The sequence below is a fragment of the Chitinophaga sp. 22620 genome, assembly GCF_052044405.1.
Taxonomy (GTDB): domain Bacteria; phylum Bacteroidota; class Bacteroidia; order Chitinophagales; family Chitinophagaceae; genus Chitinophaga.
On the sequence record NZ_JBQEMV010000007.1, the window covers coordinates 156456 to 174916 of the forward strand.

18 protein-coding genes are annotated in these 18461 nt (G+C 53.8%); 11 read left to right on the forward strand and 7 right to left on the reverse strand.

The window, feature by feature from the left end:
- Positions 1-23: 23 nt before the first annotated feature.
- Positions 24-2162: a catalase HPII gene (gene katE / locus ACTJIK_RS25425; RefSeq protein ID WP_440650395.1), complete on the reverse strand. Its 2139-nt coding sequence runs from the start codon at positions 2160-2162 to the stop codon at positions 24-26.
- A gap of 224 nt (positions 2163-2386) precedes the next feature.
- Here katE and ACTJIK_RS25430 point away from each other — a divergent pair, with 224 nt between their 5' ends.
- From ACTJIK_RS25430 to ACTJIK_RS25460, 7 genes are all read left to right on the forward strand, one after another.
- The gene (locus ACTJIK_RS25430; protein ID WP_440650397.1) at positions 2387-2575 is read left to right on the forward strand and encodes a hypothetical protein; all 189 of its coding nucleotides are present in this window, start codon (positions 2387-2389) and stop codon (positions 2573-2575) included.
- A gap of 272 nt (positions 2576-2847) precedes the next feature.
- Positions 2848-3717 (forward strand): acyl-CoA desaturase, encoded by an 870-nt coding sequence (locus ACTJIK_RS25435; RefSeq protein WP_440650399.1) that lies wholly within the window; start codon positions 2848-2850, stop codon positions 3715-3717.
- 78 nt (positions 3718-3795) lie between these two features.
- On the forward strand, positions 3796-5688 hold the full coding sequence (locus tag ACTJIK_RS25440) for a gamma-glutamyltransferase family protein (protein ID WP_440650401.1): 1893 nt from the start codon (positions 3796-3798) through the stop codon (positions 5686-5688).
- Between the two features lie 114 nt (positions 5689-5802).
- A complete protein-coding gene (locus tag ACTJIK_RS25445) occupies positions 5803-6267 on the forward strand; it encodes a redoxin domain-containing protein (RefSeq protein ID WP_440650402.1) in 465 nt (154 codons plus the stop codon).
- A 5-nt stretch (positions 6268-6272) separates the two neighbouring features.
- Entirely contained in the window at positions 6273-6788 is a 516-nt protein-coding gene (locus ACTJIK_RS25450) for a DsbA family protein (protein WP_440650403.1), read from the forward strand.
- Positions 6789-6796: 8 nt separating this feature from the next.
- Positions 6797-7090 carry a thioredoxin gene (gene trxA / locus ACTJIK_RS25455; RefSeq protein WP_346319978.1) on the forward strand — a complete coding sequence of 98 codons (294 nt, stop codon included), beginning with the start codon at positions 6797-6799 and terminating at the stop codon, positions 7088-7090.
- A 50-nt stretch (positions 7091-7140) separates the two neighbouring features.
- On the forward strand, positions 7141-8025 hold the full coding sequence (locus ACTJIK_RS25460) for an SMP-30/gluconolactonase/LRE family protein (protein ID WP_440650405.1): 885 nt from the start codon (positions 7141-7143) through the stop codon (positions 8023-8025).
- Here the strand turns inward: ACTJIK_RS25460 and ACTJIK_RS25465 are convergent, their stop codons facing one another.
- The 3 genes from ACTJIK_RS25465 to ACTJIK_RS25475 form a co-directional block, all read right to left on the reverse strand.
- Positions 8026-9168: a methionine aminotransferase gene (locus ACTJIK_RS25465; protein WP_440650407.1), complete on the reverse strand. Its 1143-nt coding sequence runs from the start codon at positions 9166-9168 to the stop codon at positions 8026-8028. It lies immediately after the preceding gene.
- A 39-nt stretch (positions 9169-9207) separates the two neighbouring features.
- Positions 9208-10203: an ABC transporter ATP-binding protein gene (locus ACTJIK_RS25470; protein WP_440650408.1), complete on the reverse strand. Its 996-nt coding sequence runs from the start codon at positions 10201-10203 to the stop codon at positions 9208-9210.
- A gap of 131 nt (positions 10204-10334) precedes the next feature.
- Positions 10335-10742: a hypothetical protein gene (locus ACTJIK_RS25475; protein ID WP_440650410.1), complete on the reverse strand. Its 408-nt coding sequence runs from the start codon at positions 10740-10742 to the stop codon at positions 10335-10337.
- Positions 10743-10893: 151 nt separating this feature from the next.
- On the opposite strand from ACTJIK_RS25475, the gene ACTJIK_RS25480 reads away from it, so the two are divergent.
- The 4 genes from ACTJIK_RS25480 to ACTJIK_RS25495 all read left to right on the forward strand — a co-directional run bounded on the left by ACTJIK_RS25480 (position 10894) and on the right by ACTJIK_RS25495 (position 12898).
- Positions 10894-11475 (forward strand): RNA polymerase sigma factor, encoded by a 582-nt coding sequence (locus tag ACTJIK_RS25480; RefSeq protein ID WP_440650412.1) that lies wholly within the window; start codon positions 10894-10896, stop codon positions 11473-11475.
- Between the two features lie 24 nt (positions 11476-11499).
- Entirely contained in the window at positions 11500-11946 is a 447-nt protein-coding gene (locus ACTJIK_RS25485; RefSeq protein WP_440650414.1) for a hypothetical protein, read from the forward strand.
- A 62-nt stretch (positions 11947-12008) separates the two neighbouring features.
- Positions 12009-12446 carry a hypothetical protein gene (locus ACTJIK_RS25490; RefSeq protein WP_440650416.1) on the forward strand — a complete coding sequence of 146 codons (438 nt, stop codon included), beginning with the start codon at positions 12009-12011 and terminating at the stop codon, positions 12444-12446.
- A gap of 23 nt (positions 12447-12469) precedes the next feature.
- Positions 12470-12898 (forward strand): DUF3471 domain-containing protein, encoded by a 429-nt coding sequence (locus ACTJIK_RS25495; RefSeq protein ID WP_440650417.1) that lies wholly within the window; start codon positions 12470-12472, stop codon positions 12896-12898.
- Here the strand turns inward: ACTJIK_RS25495 and ACTJIK_RS25500 are convergent, their stop codons facing one another.
- The 3 genes from ACTJIK_RS25500 to ACTJIK_RS25510 all read right to left on the reverse strand — a co-directional run bounded on the left by ACTJIK_RS25500 (position 12899) and on the right by ACTJIK_RS25510 (position 18184).
- Positions 12899-14629 (reverse strand): glycoside hydrolase family 9 protein, encoded by a 1731-nt coding sequence (locus ACTJIK_RS25500; RefSeq protein WP_440650418.1) that lies wholly within the window; start codon positions 14627-14629, stop codon positions 12899-12901.
- A 63-nt stretch (positions 14630-14692) separates the two neighbouring features.
- Positions 14693-15235, reverse strand: a complete 543-nt coding sequence (locus ACTJIK_RS25505) for a RagB/SusD family nutrient uptake outer membrane protein (RefSeq protein WP_440650420.1) — start codon at positions 15233-15235, stop codon at positions 14693-14695.
- Between the two features lie 126 nt (positions 15236-15361).
- The gene (locus ACTJIK_RS25510; RefSeq protein WP_440650422.1) at positions 15362-18184 is read right to left on the reverse strand and encodes a TIM-barrel domain-containing protein; all 2823 of its coding nucleotides are present in this window, start codon (positions 18182-18184) and stop codon (positions 15362-15364) included.
- Positions 18185-18461 lie beyond the last annotated feature (277 nt).

Genomic DNA, 18461 nt, shown 5'->3' on the forward strand with positions numbered 1-18461 from the left:
CAGCTTCCGCCGCACCTTAAAATTTATGCCGGCACTTTCCCCATTTTCTCCCTTTCCCAGAAACGGTGCTGCTTCATGCCTTCAATGAATTTTTCCGCCAGTTTGCCGATAACATCACCGGTGAAAACACCCGGCGTTTCGCCTTCTCCAAAGTAAGTGGATCGCTGTACATCAATTGCATCCGCATCGAAGGCGATGGGTTTGCAGTGCCGGTAAGCTTCATTCAGGAAATGCAGCGCATCCCCGTTGCCTGCCAGCGCGGCTGTTCCTCCGGGCAGGTATACCGCGTCGTACAATACGGAGGCCGCGGTAAGGAAGCTGTTCTTCACCGGCAGCTCTTTGCCGCTATCGCCTTCCACGGTACCCAGCTTGGGCGCAATCACTTCTCCCACGGCGCCCGCGGCAAGCAGCGCATTCTGCATCGCTTCCACATTAGCGGCCTTCACACCGTCCGCCGCCAGTATGGCTACTTTACGGCTCTTTATTGTATCCTTCGGCGTATTGGCCATGCTCAGCGCCGCGGAAATGGTTACGGAACTTTTCACTTTTACAGGCTGGAAGTCCTGCGGGTTGCCGTCTGCCGGGATGCTGTGATTGATGGGATGTTCCGGGCGCGCGGGCACCTGTAAGCCCAATGCATCGGCCACTCTTGTGGCCAGCCCCACATCGATCTGTGTAAGAATGCCTACCATCCTTTGCCTTACTTCCACAGTTTCCACTTTACCCAGCTCAAAGCTCAGCGCATCTTCCAGGTGGGCTTTCTCGGCCTGGGACTGGCTGTTGTAAAAAAGCGTTGCCTGGCTGAAGTGATCAAAGAAACTTTTACTGCGGGCGCGCACCTTATGTGCGTCTACCCTTTCCGCGAAAGAATTATAGCCGCCTTCCACCATTTTAGCCTGGAAGGGGCAGCCGCCACCGAGGGAGTTGGGCTGGTAGCTGGTCCTTCCGCGGTTGATCTCCTGCCGCATGAAGCCGTCGCGCTGGTTGTTGTGCATGGGCGCCACGGTGCGGTTGACGGGTATCTCGTGGAAGTTAGGCCCGCCAAGGCGGATCAATTGAGTATCGGTGTATGAAAAGAGCCGGCCCTGCAACAGCGGGTCGTTCGTAAAATCGATACCCGGTACAACGTGGCCGGGATGAAAAGCGACCTGTTCGGTTTCCGCGAAGAAGTTGTCGGGGTTGCGGTTGAGCGTCATCTTGCCTATCCGCTGCACGGGCACCAGCTCTTCGGGTATGATCTTCGTCGGGTCCAGCAGGTCGAATTCAAACTTATGCTCATCTTCTTCGGATACTAATTGAACACCCAGCTCATACTCCGGGAAATGGCCTTTTTCGATGGCATCCCAGAGGTCACGGCGGTGAAAATCGGGATCCTTGCCGGATATTTTCTGCGCCTCGTCCCATGCCACGGAATGTACACCCAGCAATGGTTTCCAATGGAATTTCACAAAGGTGGGAACGCCCTTCGCATTCACCAGCCTGAAAGTATGCACACCGAAACCTTCCATCATGCGATAGCTGCGGGGAATGGCGCGGTCGCTCATCAGCCACATGATCATGTGGGCGGATTCCGGCATCAGGGAAATGAAGTCCCAGAAAGTATCATGCGCGCTGGCGGCCTGTGGCATTTCATTGTGCGGCTCCGGTTTCACGGCGTGTACCAGGTCGGGAAACTTAATAGCGTCCTGGATGAAAAATACGGGCATGTTGTTACCCACGAGGTCGAAGTTCCCTTCGTCCGTATAAAATTTCACGGCAAATCCGCGCACATCCCGCGCAAGGTCTGTAGAGCCCCGGGAACCGGCAACGGTGGAAAAACGCACGAATACGGGGGTTTCCAGCGATGAATTGGTCAAAAAGCCCGCGCGCGTGTATTTGCTCAGCTTGTTGTCGTACACCTTAAACACGCCATGCGCGGCAGATCCCCTTGCATGCACAATGCGCTCTGGTATGCGCTCATGATCGAAGTGCGTGATCTTTTCACGCATGATAAAATCTTCCAGGAGCGAAGGCCCGCGTTCTCCCGCCTTCAGCGTGTTCTGGTCGTCGTTTACTTTAACGCCCTGATTAGTGGTGAGGAACTGGCCGGTGGATTCTTCGGTATACGTTTCCAACTGCTGTTTTTTAGGATTTTTTTCGTCGCCATTTTTCTGTTTTGCCATAACCGTGATTTGTAATTGATTAGGAAGGATACTATTTCACGGAAACAGGCGCAATCAGTGCGCCAAAGCCCTACTGCTGTTGCATTCCGCAAGGGGAAAGGTTTTAGCGCGCGGATCGGAAACGAAGAGTGTGGAATTATATACCCAGCGCATTTTTTTGGGAATAGGATGCACTTTTTGGCACGGGCATTGTTTTATACTTCACGTACTAAATCATCATAGTCATGAACAAGATAATCATTGCAGCATCCGTATTAGGCACAGCCGCAGCAGGCGTTTTCTGGTATATGAAAAACCGCCACCGTGCGGACCAGGCATTGAATGATGTAAAAGACGCGGCAAGAAACGCTTATCACAAAATGAATCACAAAGCAAAAAAGATGAGCACCAAAGCCCAGGAGTCTCTTGCCTAACCGTTTTACATCTCAACTCTACATACATGCTAAACGGCTCCATGTTATGGATAACAGGAGCCGTTTTCATTTTATTTTGAATGCAAGATCCGCCGGAAAAACGCCGGGCTGCTCTTCGTTTCCCATTATTTATGTATATCCATTCCCGTTATTACGGGCGCAGTTTACCCGTAACCTCATACGTTAAAGCAATGTTAAATCTATGTGTTCTATCTATATTAACATTGATATAAATCATTGGTGTTTTTAAAAACGTCTATTACTTTTGAGTAATGAATACTACCCTTAAACCGGACAAAGGAATTAACTGGCTGCATGAGCTGGATTTCATCGGGATACACCTGGTTCCTTTCCTCGCATTTTTTACGCACGTGAGGCTGTTTGACTGGATCGTTTGCGCAGTGCTTTATTTTGTAAGGATGTTTTTTGTGACCGGCGGTTATCATCGTTATTTTTCGCACCGTTCGTTCAAAACCTCGCGTTTCTTCCAGTTCATACTGGCCTGCGGCGCGCAGAGCAGTTTCCAGAAAGGCGTGCTGTGGTGGGCCGCCAACCACCGCGTGCATCACAAGCACAGCGATACCGAAGAAGACCCGCATTCGGCCAAAATATATGGTTTCTGGCATGCCCACATCGGCTGGATCATGGATAAAGAGCATAAAGAAACCCGCTACGATCTTATTAAGGACATCAAACACAAAGAGCTGTACTGGCTCAATAAATATCATTTCGTTCCCCCGCTGGTGCTGGCCGTCGTGGTGTATTTCATCGGCAACAAAGTGAACGGCGCCGGCTGGTTCGACTGGTCTGCCGGGCTTTCCACCCTGTTCATCGGTTTCTTCCTGAGCACCATCCTGCTGTTCCACGGCACCTTCACCATCAATTCGCTGATGCACAAATGGGGCCGCCCCCGGTATAAGACCGGCGACGAATCCAAGAACAGCCTGCTGCTGGCCCTGGTAACACTCGGCGAAGGCTGGCACAATAACCATCACTATTACCAGAGCGCGGCCCGGCAGGGTTTTTACTGGTGGGAGGTGGACATCACCTATTACATCATCCGTATGCTGGGCTGGCTGGGCATTGTGTGGGATATCAGGGGCGTGCCGGTGAAAGTGAAAGAAAGCAATAAGGTCGGGTAATCCCCGCAGGTACAATATTTACGGGAAGCGCGGAACAGAATGCTGTTCCGCGCTTCCTTTTTTCATTAATTTAGACCTATGCAACGAATCTTCCTCCCCCTGCTCCTCCTGCTGGCCGCTGGGGGTTTTGCACAGCAAACGCAGAAACCGCCACTGCATGGCAAACACTGGATGGCCGTTACCGGGAAACCGCTGGCCGCTACTGCGGGCGCCATGATATTCCAGAAAGGCGGCAACGCCGTAGACGCCGCCTGCGCCATGCTCGCGGCCACCTGCACGATGTGGGACGTGCTGAGCTGGGGAGGAGAAACGCAGGCGCTGATCTATAACCCCAAAACAGGCAAAGTGATCGCCATCAACGCATTGGGCGTTGCGCCCACCGGCGCCACACCGGCCTTCTTTAAAGGCAAAGGTTACAGCTTTCCGCCCGAATACGGTCCGCTGGCCGCGGTAACGCCCGGCACACCCGGCGGCATCTGCCACATGCTGGCTGAATACGGCACCATGAGCCTCAGGGAAGTACTGGCGCCTGCCATGGAAATGGCCGCCGGCTACCCGATAGAAGCGCAGACGGCCAATGCCATCGAGCGCGGCAAAGACCTTATCAAACAGTGGCCCTACAGCAAAAACGTTTTTCTCACACATCCCGGGGAAGAAAGGGAAGCGCCGGAAGCCGGTGAGATATTCGTGCAGAAAGACCTGCTGGCCACCCTCACCAAAATGGTGGAAGCCGAACAGCAGGCGCTGAAAAATAAAAAGAGCCGGAAAGAAGCCATCATGGCTGCTTACGACCGGTTCTACAAAGGAGACATTGCAAAGGAATTCGTGAGGGGCAGCCGGGAACAGGGCGGCCTTATCACAATGGAAGACCTTGCAAAGTGGAAACCCATCGAAGAAGAGCCACTGCATGTGAATTACAAAGGCATAGAAGTATACAAGCTCCAGGAATGGACGCAGGGGCCCATGTTGCTGCAGGGCCTCAACATCCTGGAGAACTTTGACCTTAAAAAAATGGGCTTCAACTCCCCTGAATATATACACACATTGTACCAGGTGCTGAACCTCACTTTTGCGGACCGTGATTTTTATTATGGCGATCCGCATTTCTCCCGCACGCCCATCAAAGGTTTGCTGAGCAAGGAGTATGCAAAGCAGCGCGCCGCGCGGATCAACCGCATGCGGAACGATGCGGACGCAGGGCCCGGCGATCCCTATCCTTTCGAGGGAAAGAAGAACCCGCTGCTGCCGTTGCTGGAGCAACGAAAATTATATGCTGACACCACGCTCGAAAAAAAGAACGAGATCTTCGTGCCCAAACATGACGCCGTTGCCTACGCGCGCGGGACAGACAGCGCATATACGGACCGCCTCTGGCGCGGCACTACCAGCGTGGAAGCCGCGGATAAGGAAGGCTGGGTGGTATCCATCACGCCCAGCGGCGGATGGCTGCCCGCCTGCATAGCAGGCCGCACGGGAGTAGGCATGAGCCAGCGGCTTCAGAGTTTCGTGCTCGATTCCGCGCTCAGCCCTTTCAACGTAGTGGCCCCGGGCAAAAGACCGCGTGTTACGCTCACGCCGTCCATGGCGCTGAAAGACGGCAAGCCTTATATTTCGTTTGCCGTGCAGGGCGGCGATACGCAAGACCAGAACCTGCTGCAATTTTTCCTCAACATGGTTGAATTCGGGATGACGGTGCAACAGGCCACCGAAGCGCCGAATATCAACAGCAACCAGTTGTGGCTGAGCCTTGGCGGCACTTCCCTTAAAGACCGCATGCCCAAACCCGGCAGCCTGCTGCTGAACAGCAATACGCCGGAAAGTACCCGTACCGCCCTTATCAAAATGGGCTATTCCCTCAGCTTCACACCCCGCAGCAGCGGGCCCATCAATGCAATTTTCCTGGACAGGCTGCATGGCAGCATCTGGGGCGGGAGCAGCAACCACGGGGAAGATTACGGCATCGGCTGGTAGCGTAAAACGTATTGCCCTGGTTGTTAATGGAATAACGCCGGACGGTGTGCATGGTTTTTGATTGTACATTTACAGTATTCGAAAAACCTCATTGCAGCATTAAAATCTTGTGGCATGTTACCGATCGGAAGCGCAGCGCCGGATTTCCGGCTCCACTCCACCCCGGACCAGCAGTATTCATTAAAGGATTTTTCCGGCAGGAACCTCATACTGGCATTTTACCCGGCAGACTGGAGCCCCGTTTGCGGCGACCAGATGACGCTTTATAACGAAATGCTGCAGCTCTTCCGCAAGCAGAATGCGGCTATTGTGGGTATTTCGGTGGACAGCAAATGGTGCCACCAGGCCTATATGCAAAGCCGTAACCTGCACTTCCCGCTGCTGGCCGATTTTGAGCCGAAGGGTGCCATAGCAAAGGCTTACGAATCATACGACGATAAAGAGGGCCAGTGCCTGCGCTCGTTGTATGTGCTGGATGCAGAAGGCGTCATCCGCTGGAACCACCTTTCGCCGCCATCTGTCAACCCCGGGGCAGACGGCATCCTGGATGCGCTCGGGAAGATCAACGCAAAAAAATAAACCGGATGTCCAAACTCAAGCCCCCCATCGGCAAGCAGGATCATGTGAGAGGCAATGCCAACGCCCCCGTATCTCTCGTGGAATACGGCGATTTCCAGTGCCCGCATTGCGGCGAGGCTTATCCCATTATAGAAGATATCGTGCGGGAACTGGGGCATGACCTCCGATTTGCGTACAGGCACTTTCCATTGTCCACCGCCCATCCCCTGGCCCTTTCCGCAGCCATCGCCGCCGAAGCCGCGGGCAGGCAAAGAAAGTTCTGGCCCATGCATCATAAGATATTCGAGAACCAGGCATCGCTCAGCATCGAAACCCTCTGGGAATTCGGCACAATCATTGGGCTGGATATGAAGCAGTTTGAAAAAGACATCAACGACCGGGCACTGGAAGAAAAAGTGCAGGACGATTTTGAGAGCGGCGTGCGCAGCGGGGTGAACGGCACACCCACATTCTTCATCAATGAAATACGTTACAACGGCGGCCACGACCGGGATTCCATTATGGCAGCCTTACAAAAATAACGAGAACCATGGGAGCATTCAACGACCTTATCCAATCAGACCAGCCGGTGCTGGTGGACTTTTACGCGGACTGGTGCCAGCCCTGCCACGCCATGACGCCCGTGATCAAAGAAGTGGCCAAAGCGGTGGAAGGAAAGGCCCGCGTGGTGAAAGTGAATATAGACAAGAACCAGGCGGCGGCGCAACAGTTCAATGTCAGCGCCGTGCCCACATTCATCATTTTCCGGAAAGGGCAGATCGTATGGCGGCATGCCGGCACCACCGATAAAAACAGCCTGCTGCGGCAGCTGCAATCCGTATAGCTATACTTTGCATGCTTTTTTTACTATCTTGAACGGAAACGAGATTCCACATGAAAATAGCCGCCTTATTGCTGCTTTCGCTTTCCGTGCAGGCGCAGTCCGACTCGCTGCAATCCCTGGTTGCAGACAATGCGCAGGTAACCCTGGTATCCGGCCAGTTCAGCTTCACCGAAGGCCCCGCCCGGGATAAAAAAGGCAATGTTTATTTCACCGACCAGCCCAACGACCGCATCTGGGTCTACAATACAAAAGGAAGACTCACCGAGCTTACCTCCCAAAGCGGCCGCTCCAACGGCCTGTACGTCGATAAAAAAGGGCGCATCATTGCCTGTGCGGATGAGCGCAACGAAATGTGGGCCTTCACGCCAAAAGGCAAACACACCGTGCTGATGACCGGCTATAAAGGGCAGCAGCTCAACGGCCCGAACGACCTCTGGATCCATCCCAACGGCAATATTTATTTCACAGACCCTTATTACCAGCGCAAATACTGGGAAAGGCAAAAGCCCGATATAGAAGCCATGCGCGTGTATTACCTGGCGCCCGGTAAAAACGAACCGGTAATGGTGGCGGACGATATTGTGAAACCTAACGGCATCGTGGGTTCCGCGGATGGGAAATATCTTTTCGTGGCGGACATCGGGGATAACAAAACCTACCGCTACGAAATACAGGCAGACGGCTCGCTCGCCAACCGCATCCTCTTCACCAACAAGGGCGGCGACGGTATTACGCTGGACGATCGCGGCAATCTTTACATCTGCGGCAACGGCATCTCCGTCTTCAATCCCGAAGGCCGGCAGATCGCGCTGATACCCGTACCTGAAAAATGGGTGGCCAATGCATGTTTCGGCGGAAAAAACAGGGACCTGCTGTTCATCACCGCAGGCACATCTGTATACACGCTCAAAATGAAAGTGAAGGGAATTGAATAACTAGACCTTCATCAGCAGCTCCGCGGCTTTTTCAAGCGTTTCATCCTTCTTCGCAAAACAAAAACGGATCACTTTATGATCGGTGCCGTTCTGGTAGAATGCTGAAACCGGCACCGGCGTAACGCCAAAGTCCTTCGTGAGCCGTACCGCGAATGCATGATCGCTTTCTTCGCTGATGCGGTGATACTGGTAGCACTGGAAATAGCTGCCGTAGCTCGGCATGGGCGTAAAGCGCGTGCCCGCCATCAGGCTGTGAAAGCGGTCGCGCTTCGCCTGCATGAAACCGCTGAGCTGCAGGTACGAATCCCTGTTCTGCAGGAACTCCGCCAGGGCTACCTGCGAAGGGCTGTGGCAGGAGAAACAGTTATACTGGTGCACCTTCCTGAATTCCTTCATCAGCGCGGGCGAACTGATGCAATAGCCCAGCTTCCAGCCGGTGCAGTGATACAGCTTGCCGAATGAAAAAGAAACAAAGCTTCTTTCCAGCAGGTCAGGATAGCGCAGGATGCTCTGGTGTGGAATGTTGTCGTAGATCAGGTGTTCATACACTTCATCGCTCAGTATGAAGATATTGGTGCCTTCCACCGTTTTCCGCAATTCAATGATATCGTTCTCACCCAACACCGAACCCGTCGGGTTGTGCGGCGTATTGAGCATGATCATGCGGGTGCGCGGGGTGATCTTTGCCCGCACTTCTTCCCAGTTTATTTTGTATCCCGGGAATTGCAGGTCTATCAGCACAGGCACCGCCCCGTTCACCAGCACATTGGGCACATAGCTGTCGTATGCCGGTTCAAAGATGATCACTTCATCGCCGGGCTGCAATACCGTGGTGAGTGAAGTATAGATCCCATAAGTGCCGCCGGGCGTGATGGTGATCTGGCTGTCCGGATCAATGGCGGTGCCGTACAGGAACTGCACTTTCTGCGCCAGCACTTCGCGGAGCGGCAGGTAACCCTGCATGGGCGCATACTGGTTGAATCCTTTATACATGGCTTCATCCACTTTCGCGATCAGCTCCTGGTTCATGGGATAATCGGGAAAGCCCTGGCCGAGGTTCACGGATCGGTGTTCCGCTGCCAGCGCGCTCATCACGCTGAAGATCGTAGTGCCTGAGCTGGGCAGCTTCGAGGTAAGGTTCAAGGTTGTGAAATTTGAAGGTCAAAATAAACAAAAGCGCCGTTATTCCGCAACCGGCATATACCAGATGCCTTTGGAAGGCAGGGAAACAAATACCGCATCCCCGCTTTTATAATTGCCGCTGGTGGTCCTTACGCGGATGATATTGCCCGGCACTTCCACTTCCACATCGTTGTAGCTGCCGCCGAAATACACCGCCTTTACGCGGCCCTTGAGCGCGTCGCCGCCTTCGCGCACCAGGCGGAACTGTTCGGGCCTTACGAAAAGACTTTTACCATTTGCGCTGATGCCCGGCATGAGAGAAAAAACTTTCGCTTTTTCAGGCGTAAAAAGATGGTAAGCGCCCAGCAGCCCGGCCACGTATTCATTCCGCGGCTGGCGGTATACCTGCGCGGGAGGCCCCTGTTGTATGATGGCGCCGTCTTTCATGATCAGCACTTCGTCTGCCCAGGGCAGGATGTCGTCCGGGTCGTGGGAAACGAGCAGGCAGGTGATGTTGAGCTCTTCCCCGAGGTCCTGTATCACGTCTTTAAGGATGCGGGTATGAATGAGGTCGAGGTTGGAGAAGGGCTCGTCCAGCAGCAGCAGGCTGGGCATGGTGAGCAGCAGCCTGGCCAGGGAGATGCGTTGTTTTTCTCCGCCGGAAAGCTGGTCTGTCTTGCGTTTCACGAGGTGGCCGATCCTGCATATCTCAAAGAGGCGGTCCGCCTGTTCCTGTGTGAGTTTGTTGGCATAAGAAAGCAGTTCTTCCACCCGGTAATTGTTCCGCAGCTCATAATGCTGGGAAAGGTAGGCGATCTGCGGGTGGCCGGGGATGAGCTGTTCTTCCGGGCCTTTCACTTTTTTCCCTTCAAAAAGCACGGCTCCCCCATCCGGCTGTATCCATCCGGCGATGATGCGCAGCAACGTGCTTTTGCCTGAGCCGGAAGCCCCTGCTATAGCCAGTTTCTGGAACTTTTGCTGCGTAAAGGAAATGGGTTTCAGTTCAAATCCCAGCTGATCCTTCCTGTATATATCGGAAACCTGTAATAAATGCATATTGATATCGTTGGCGGGGGCGCTACTGCAAAGTGCGTTCCATTTACCAGCTATCAAAGAAAATACATTTGCGGGGAAGCAGGAAGTGTTTATTGAAATTCCCCATATGGCGGGAAAGCCTTATAGGAGCTTCAGCGGGCCTGTACCGCCAGGATGGCCGTATCCATGGTTTTATAGTGCTCGATGCCGATAGAACCGGGCCGGGCCATGGGATGGTCCATCAACGCCTGGAAGAATTGCGGGAATTGCTGCATTTGCGGGCCGAAGGGCTGTATTTTCATGAAGAGGTATTTCCCGGCGGGAATGTTGTATACGGGGAGGTCGATCTCTCCGGCTTCGTCCGGGGTAAACAAGCCTGCGCAGGCTTTGTAGACCAGTTCGCCGTCTACCATTTCGGTAACGCCGTAGGATGGGCGTTCATGCGCATCTTCAAGGCTGGTGTGCAGGCTGGTGAAAGCGCCCCAGATGGCGGCCATGGATTGAGCCTGCACGTAGAACACGGGAATGTCTTTTTCGATCTGCATTTCGCGGATTTCCATACAGCTTGATTTTAAACAAATTTCAGGACAAAAAAGGAAAAAAGCAGGGCAGGGCGCGACCAATCAAGGGGTAAATGTGACAAAATCCGCGTTTAAAAATTTATTTTCATAAAACTGCAACATAATCCTTCCATACCCGTCAAATAAACCGATGTACACTGATCCCGATAAACTGGCTGACAAGCAACTGGTTCATAATGCTTTGAGCGGCGACGCCCAGGCTTTCGGGATCATTATCCGCAATACTGAAAAGCTGGTAGGGCAGATCGTTTGCCGGATGGTGAGCAATGTGGAAGACCGGAAGGACCTGGCGCAGGAGATCTACCTGAAGGCGTACAGGAACCTGGCGGTATTCAAACATGCGGCGAAGTTGTCGACCTGGATTGCGCAGATCAGTTACAACACCTGTATGGATTACCTGCGGAAGAAGAAGCTGTTGTTTCCCGGGGAGCTGGCGGATGGGCCGGGCAGTGGCTCGGCGGATGATACCGTGTACCGCAAGGAGCTGGCAGGCATTTTACAGTCAGGGATGGAAAGGCTGCAGCCGGTATACCGCACTATGATCACGTTATATCACCAGGAGGAATTGAGTTACGAGGAAATAGGCGAGATCACGGGCATGCCGCCGGGCACGGTGAAGAGTTACCTGTTCAGGGCGAGAAAGGCACTGAAAGAGCAGCTGGCGGGGTATTACGGGAAGGAAGATATGAAGCAGGAAAAGGAGAACGAGTAAGCAGAAACCGATTAAAGCAACATTATGAGTAGTGCTCATTTAACTGAAGAGATCATCCAGGCATTTGCGCTTAACGGAACGCACGAAGACCCGCTTGCCATGGCGCATATCCGGGAATGCGAAACATGCAGGACGGCAGTGGAATCGTATGTGCAGCTGTTTTCGGCACTGGATGAAATGCCTGTGGCAACGTTTGACTTTGATGTGAGAGCACTCGTGCAGCCGCAGCTGCCGCTGCCCGGGAAAGCGCGCCCGGTACTGGTTCCGGCACTGGCAATTACCGCTGTCACTTTGCTGGCGCTTGGAGGCGCGGGTTATTATTTCAGGGATTACCTCAGCGGGATAGCCGGCCTGTCCGTCCCTTACCTGCTATATTGCCTCGGCCCGGCGGCGGTTACGCTGCTGGTGATATTGGCGGCAGACCTGTTCGGCTCATACCGGCAAAAAATGGCAAAGCTGGAATATTATTGACCAGCCACAGAAGAATACCGACAACAAGCACATAATTATAAAGGATCTTAAACCCTCACCCAATGAAGAAGTTTTTTTTCGTAACGATAACCACACTGGCTCCCGTGGCGCTTTTTGCACAGGAGTATTACCACCTGCCGGACAACCGGCAGATAAGCGTCCAGCTTATTTCCATTCCTGCCATGATCTTCGTGCTGTACCTCGTCGGCGCTTTTATACTGAACATTATCAGGATCACGCTGGATCACCGCCTGCGGTCGAAGCTGGTAGATAAGGGTGTGACGGACAAAGTGGCCGGACAATTCCTTCAGCCCGCCAGCCGCGACCTTCGCTCGCAGGCGCTTAAATGGTGCCTGATGCTTACCGGCATGGGCATAGGGCTTACAGCCGTGTATTATACGCTGCCGCTGGATATACATTCGCTGGCCATCATGGCTTTCAGCATTGCGTTGAGTTATCTCGCCTATTTCCTGTACCTCAAATACACTGAACAACCTTAATATTCACGCTTAATTCTTAAAACATGCAACTCCGATCTTTGTTGCCCTCCGGGGCCTGGCATTGCTTTGCCATCTGTTTCGCTACCGGCGCTTTTGCCATCAGTAACACGTCCGCCCGGCCTGCAACCCTTACTTCCGCAACTGTTGCGGCGTACCGCGACAGCCTGCCCAAACAACCTGCGCAGCCGGATTCCCTGAAAATGCTGGCGGTATACACCGGCACTTACCTGATACCCGATGATCCTGAGCTGGAGATCATCCTGGAAGACGGTAAGCTGTATGGCATACCTAAAAGCGGCAACAAACACGTGATGGTGCGCACGGGGCAACACCAGTTCTATGTGCCGGACAAAGAGATACTCGCCCAGTTCGAAATGGACAGCTTCGGCCAGGTGGCTTCGCTTCAGCTTTCAAAAGGAGGGCAAACTACCACCGCGGTAAAGAAAAAGTGATCATTCTTCCACGTATGCCGCCGCTTTCTTCAACGCTTCCAGGGCATTGGCAAGGTATACCAGCGGCGCATTCCAGTTGATGGCGATCTCGTTGGAAGCGTAAGAACAGTCGGTGTCCGAAAAGGCGGTTTCAGGTTCGGTATGTTCGTAGCGGCAGCTATCCTGCATCCCCGGGTTCGGGCCGCCTGAAAGCAGGCCGGGTACAGGCTCCGCGATACCGTCTGCGATCGACGGGCGGTGATGGGGATGCATGGCGGGTTTGCTGCCGAAGCCGGTGAGGAATGAATAGCCGGTAGCGTTGCGGCCCAGCAGGTAATCCATATTGCTGAGCGCGGCGTCCAGGTAGGTTTTATTTTTTGTAAGGCGGTAAGCGTATAACAACAAGATACCCTGGTTGGCGGCTACGGAGCTTCCGCCCCAGCTAAAGTCCCTGCGCGACTGGCCCATGACCGTGCGGAAGGCACTCTGCGGCTGCTTGCGGATATATTCGCCGGCCATGCGGAGAACCCGTTCCCGGATGATCATTATATCGGGTTGAATGACTTCGGGCAATGCGCCTGAAATGCGGAGGATCGTGTAATACCCTTGCATGGCCACATTCCGCCAGGTGGGAAGATGCACGCTGTCTTCCAGGTGCCGGCGGAACACCGTGTAATATTTTTTATCCTTCGTGGTGGCGAACATTTCAGCGGCGGCCCAGCTCCACTCGTCGCGCACATCATTGTCGCCGTATGCGCCGGTGGAGATCGCAGGCTGGTATTGTTTATTCATGGCAGGTTGGTCGTACAGCAAAGCGGGATGTTTTTCCGCCCATTGCCAGGCCGTTTCTGCAGCCTTCAGGCAGCTGTCTGCCAGCGGTTGATTGAACGGCGAGAGGATGCGCGCGGCCTGGGAGGCAACCGCTGCAAAATCCAGCGCGGCGGCAGTGCTTTTCTGCACTACGTAGCGCGGCAGCTTTGTAACACCGGGCATCACCATTCCGTCGAACGCCGCATTGGTGCATTTGTGATACACGCCGCCGTCGTTGGGGTCCTGCATGGTGAGCATCCAGCGGAGGTTGTAAATGGCTTCGTTGAGGATGTCGGGTATCGCGTCGTTGCTTTCCGGGATATTGGTTCCGAGGCCAGCGAAATATTCGGGGAAGTCTTCGTAAGCGGACAACAGCGAGCTCATGGAAATGCCCGAATTCACGATGTACTTGTTGTAATCACCCGCATCGTACCATCCGCCGGGCGAAGCGATCACAGTGCCGGCAGGGCGTTTATTGTCGGCCGCCGAAGTATGGACCAGTACGGCATTATCCGGGTGGCCTGCGCCACGGTGCCATTTGCCGGCGTATTTTTCTTCCAGCGGAACATCCGAGCGCTGGTAATAAAACCCTTTCAGGCTGCCGGCAGCCACAGGTTTTAACGCGTCCGCCGTTACGGGAAAAGGATATGAAGTGCCTACACCGGGCACATATACCACGTATTCCCCTTTTGCGGTCAATGCAGAAAAATCCGCGATACGGGTGAGCGTGGAAGAATTGGCGGATGGCTGTTCAGGCCCCAGCGATCCATTGAACACCGTGTCTTTGCCGTTACGGGTGAGTACAAAAAATTCTTTTGCGGGAACTTTCCCGGTAACTACGGCAATTTTGGGCGCCAGCGGGTAAAAGCCCGACTGGTTCAGCCGGATCTGTTGTTGCGCCGCGGCGGGCAAAGCCAGGAGCATTAGTGCGATCGATCTCATGATGTCCATCCTGTTTATGAAATATAGAAAAAAATGCCCGCAGTTTTATCTGCGGGCATTGGGTTAGTTCCAGCTGTTGGCCACATCGTTTGCCACATTCGGGTTCGTATCCTTCTCCTGCTGCGGGATCGGCAGCAATACGTTCCTGTCCTGGAAAGTTGCCGCGCCGTACTGCGCCTGCAATTCAGGGTTCAGCACCTGTTTCAGCAAGCCCCAGCGCAGCAGGTCGAAGTAACGGGATTGTTCGCCGGCGAATTCGATCTGCCGCTCACGCATCAGTATCTGCATCGCCGCGGCCTGGCTGCCCGGCGTTGTGTACTGGAAAGCGCCGGCGCGCTGGCGCACACGGTTAATGTACGGCCGGGCGGACTCCGGCGCATTGGTTTGGATGTATGTTTCCGCGATCATCAGCAACACGTCCGCAAAACGGATCACCTGCGAATTGATGCTGCTGGCGGGGCCGCCGTAGCTGGCCACTTCTTCGTAGTACTGGTATTTCCGCCAGCGGTAACCGCCCTGGCGTTGCGCGAAGGGGTAAGCCACCGCGCCGCCGGGACAATTATCGCAATAAGTGGTTTTGCCGCCGCTGGCCGCATCTCCGTACATGATCATTCTTAAATTGAAATGGTAACGTGAAACTGCAGATCCAGGAAGCAAGGAGCTTCCCATCCGTGGAATGATCAGTCATAAACGTCTCGTTTTTTTGATCTTGGTTATTGAATAATAGTCAGGTTATTTTGCTTCCCGAACTGTTAGGGGCGTGCCGTTATACTGCACGGTAACGTCCGCCGCTGCGTCCGGAAGCCAGGCCCTTGGGGCATTCCGGCTCACCCATATGATGCGGAAAACGCGGTTGTGCAGCATACCCGGAAAGCTGCCCTGCCTCTCCCCGATCAGTAAGCTCCGGTCTGATGCTTTATATGTCAGCGGAATATTGCTGTAAGCGCCTTTTTCGTAATTGTAATTGGTATCCTCGTCTTCATACAGGGTGAAAGATGCATCTTTCCCGGTATAGACATGCAGCGTCAGCGTATCGGCTTTTTTCTGCGCGGTGTATTGCAATGCCGGCCCCGATGCCAGGATGGAACCTTCTTTCACGAACACCGGCATGGTTTCGTAGGGCGCTTTGGCGGTGATATGTTTCCCGCCTTCATGGTATGCGCCGGTGTACAGGTCGTACCAGCCCTGGCCGCCGGGCAGGTATACATCGCGCTCACGCGCTTTGTAAGTATACACGGGGTTCACCAGCAAAGCAGGTCCGAACATGAACTGGTCGCCGGTTTCCTTCACCGCATCGTCGGCGGGAAAATCCATGACCAGCGCGCGCATGATCGTATAATCACGGTGATACGCCATCCCGGCCAGGGTGTAGATGTAAGGCATCAGCCGGTAACGCAGCTGGCTGTAATAACGCATGCTGTTGTAGGCGGGATGGCCTTCGGGTGAGATGTTATAAATTTCCCTGAAAGGAAACTGGCCGTGGGAGCGGAACAGCGGCACCATCGCGCCAAACTGGAACCACCTTGCCTGCAATTCCCGCCATTCTTCGAGGTCTTTGGCGGACGGTTTTTCAAACCTCGGCTCCACCGCAAACCCACCTATATCCATTGTCCAGAACGGTATGCCGGACAGGGAAAAATTGAGGCCCGCGGAAATCTGCGTCCGCATATCTTCCCAACGCGCCGCAATGTCGCCGCTCCAGATGGCTGCCGCGTAATGCTGCGAACCTGCAAAACCGGAACGGGTAAGCAGGAAGACCCGCTTGTCCGGATTTGCGCTGCGCTGGCCGTTGTAAATGCCCTTCGCGTTTTCCAGCGGGTAAGCATTCAGGTATTCGGCGGCAGTGCCGTTTGCCGTGGGCGACATCTGTTCTTTACGTTTTTCCGGGCTTACATTGCTTAATACATCCGGTTCGCTGGCGTCCATCCACCAGGCGTCTACGCCTTTGTTATATAATTTTTTGTGCAGCAGCTCCCAGAATCCTTTTTTCGCTTCGTCGTTGAACGCATCGTAGAAAGTGGACACATATCCCTTCCCGATCCAGTCCCGCTGCCGGTCCGCAATATTCCGCCGGTAAAGCCAGCCCTTCCTGTCAAAATCGCGGTAAGCGGGAATGCCTTCGTAGAACTTGGGCCATACGGAGATCATAAACTGAGTGTGGTAGCGGTTGTGCAGCGTGCGTATCATGCTGTCCGGCGAAGGGAAACGCTGCGGGTCAAATTCCTGGCTGCCCCAGGCGTCTTCTTTCCAGTAGCTCCAGTCCAGCACGATATTGTCCAGCGGGAGTTTCCTTTTCCGGTATTCCGCCACTGCCTGTAATAATTCATGCTGTGTTTTATACCTTTCACGGCTTTGCCAGAAACCCATGGCCCATTTAGGCACGATGGGCGCTTTGCCGGTCAGCTGCCGGTAGCCGCTCACCACCTCGTCGATATTATCGCCGTGGATAAAATAATAATCCAGCATACGGCCCGCTTCGGACTGGAAGGTGAACGTATTGCGGTCTTCCTGCGGAACAGGATTGATCCACCTGGCGCTGATGTATGACGCATCACCGTCGGGGATCCAGGATATTTTGACGGGATATTTTTTGTCTTTCTCTAAATGAATTTCCATCAGCGCGGTACCGGGGTTCCAGGCCTGCCGCCATTTATCGGCGAGCAGCTTACCGTTCACCCATACTTTCAGGTAGCCGCCGTAGGTCATGCGCAGGGTGTGCAGGCCTTCGAAGTCTGATGCGATGCTCCCTTCCCAGGTCAGCACGCCGGTTTTCATTACAAATTCCGCGGGCAGGTGTTTTTTGGTATCGTCCAGGTAAGCATAGTCGATGTTGGATTCGGCGCGGGTGAAGGCAACTTTTTCAGGATGCTGGCGGCTATTGTTGTAAGAAGCGGTCAGCCAGCCGGGTTCGCCTTTCGCGGAAAATAGTTTCAGCCGGTTCAGCGGCAGGTACTCCCGCGTGTCGCCCACTTTGGTGAGGGAATAATTATCCCAGAGGATGCCGTAATTATTCCTGCTCACCAGGAATGGCACGGCCACTTCGGTATTGTTCTGGAAAAGAAATACCTGGCGGCCCTGGTAGTTGAACACATCGTCCTGGTGCTGGCCCAGGCCATAATACGCATCGCCTTCGGTGGCTTCGAAGGTCTGTGTGATGCCGTATGAGGGCTGGCCTTCGAACACGGCGGATTGCAGGGCCCGGCCATTGTGGGGCCTTTCCGCCAGCAGCAGCCTGCCGTTTTTGTCCGTGAAAGAGACCGCCCCGGTGGCCAGCGTCATGGTGGCGGTGAGGGCGGAAGTCTGCAGCACGATCTTGTCCGGGCTCTCGGTCAATGTAAATTGGGTGGAAGGCGCGCTGTAAACGGTAATAAGACTTTTGCGCGCGGGGATATCTTTTTCCGGCGAAGCGGTCACGCGGATGATCCTGTCTGTGATCACCTGTAATTTAACGGCCCGCGCGTTGCCTGACAGGTATGTTTCCGGGTATACCGTCACCCCGTCCTTTTCGCGGATGAACTTTACCGGGTCGCCTGCAAAAACGTGAATGGATAACAAAAAAGAAATTGAAAATAGTGCTGTGCGAAGAGTCTGTCTGGATGCCATAACGTTCGTTTCTCAATAATTTTTTCCGTGGATGATCTCAAGCTGATCATGCCCGAAATTAGCCGAACGCAGGATGAACGGGGGTAGGCATATGTTGATAATTAGGTATTGAAATGTATACCTTTTATCGCATTCAATTGATTATCAATGAACAATTTTTTGCTTAACATTTATGCGTCAACAATGACGCAGGTTGTTAATCCATGCTGTTTGTTTTTTGCGCAGCAGC